This window comes from Actinosynnema sp. NPDC023658 (genome assembly GCF_040639995.1).
Taxonomy (GTDB): Bacteria; Actinomycetota; Actinomycetes; order Mycobacteriales; family Pseudonocardiaceae; genus Actinosynnema.
The window spans coordinates 1-1,410 of the sequence record NZ_JBFAAX010000536.1 but is presented as its reverse complement, the minus strand read 5'-3'; the positions used below and the strand labels follow the sequence as shown (position 1 = coordinate 1,410).

At 73.9% G+C, this 1,410-nt stretch carries 1 protein-coding gene; it reads left to right on the top strand.

Annotation, left to right across the window (positions count from 1 at the left end; all coding sequences use genetic code 11):
* Nucleotides 1-79 precede the first annotated feature (79 nt).
* On the top strand, nt 80-1,410 hold a 1,331-nt coding region (locus AB0G02_RS30620; protein ID WP_360800856.1), incomplete at its 3' end, for a beta-ketoacyl-[acyl-carrier-protein] synthase family protein.

Here is a 1,410-nt window from a genome sequence, read left to right as displayed (position 1 = left end):
GTTCCAGCGGCGGCCCGAGCGCGCCTCGATCCGACCAGGTCAGGGTGGGGCGGCGAGGGGAAGGACGAGGGGGGACCGGATGAGCAGACGCGTGGTGATCACCGGGATCGGTGTGATCGCGCCGGGCGGCGTCGGGACGAAGGCGTTCTGGGAGCTGGTGGTGTCCGGGCGGACCGCGACGCGGCCGATCTCCACCTTCGACGCCTCGCCGTTCCGCTCCAGGATCGCCGCCGAGGTGGACTTCGACCCCGCCGAGCACGGGTTGACGCGGCAGGAGCGGCGGCGGATGGACCGGGCCACCCAGTTCGCCGTCGTGACCGCGAACGAGGCGGTGCGGGACAGCGGGCTGGAGCTGTCCGACGAGGACGCGCTGCGCACCGGCGTCACGGTCGGCAGCGCGGTCGGCTGCACGACGAGCCTGGAGCGGGAGTACGCGGTGGTCAGCGCCGCGGGCCGGAACTGGCTGGTGGACCACACCCGCGGCGTGCCCCACCTGTACGACTACGCCGTGCCCAGCTCGATCGCGGCCGAGGTCGCCTGGGCGGTGGGCGCGGAAGGCCCCGCGGGCGTGGTCTCCACCGGCTGCACGTCCGGCCTGGACGCCGTCGGGCACGCCGCCGAGCTGATCCGCGAGGGCTCCGCGGACGTGATGCTCGCCGGCGCCACCGACGCGCCCATCTCGCCGATCACCGTGGCGTGCTTCGACGCGATCAAGGCCACCACGCCGCGCAACGACGACCCGGCCCACGCGTCCCGGCCGTTCGACCGCAGCCGCACCGGTTTCGTGCTCGGTGAGGGCGCGGCGATGTTCGTGCTGGAGGAGCGCGACCGGGCGGTGCGGCGGGGAGCGCACGTCTACGCGGAGATCCGCGCGCACGCGTCCCGGTGCAACGCCTTCCACATGACCGGGCTGCGGCCCGACGGCCGCGAGATGGCCGAGGCGATCCGGGTGGCGCTCGACGGAGCGCGCCTCGCACCGTCCGATGTGGACTACGTCAACGCGCACGGTTCGGGCACCCGGCAGAACGACCGGCACGAGACGGCGGCGTTCAAGCTGGCCCTGGGCGAGCACGCCCGCCGCACGCCGATCAGCTCCATCAAGTCGATGGTCGGGCACTCGCTCGGCGCGATCGGGTCGATCGAGATCGCCGCCTGCGCGCTGGCCGTCGAGCACGGCGTGATCCCGCCGACGGCCAACCTGCACGAGCCGGACCCGGAGTGCGACCTCGACTACGTGCCGCTGGTGGCGCGGCAGCTCCGGGTGGACGCCGTGCTGACCGTCGGCAGCGGTTTCGGCGGGTTCCAGTCGGCCATGGTGCTCACCGCGCCCGCCGGGGCGGCGGCTGTGGAGTTGTCAGCTCACCTCACGGGTGGCTGCTCGCCTTGTCGGGCTCAGCTGCAGCCCGAGGT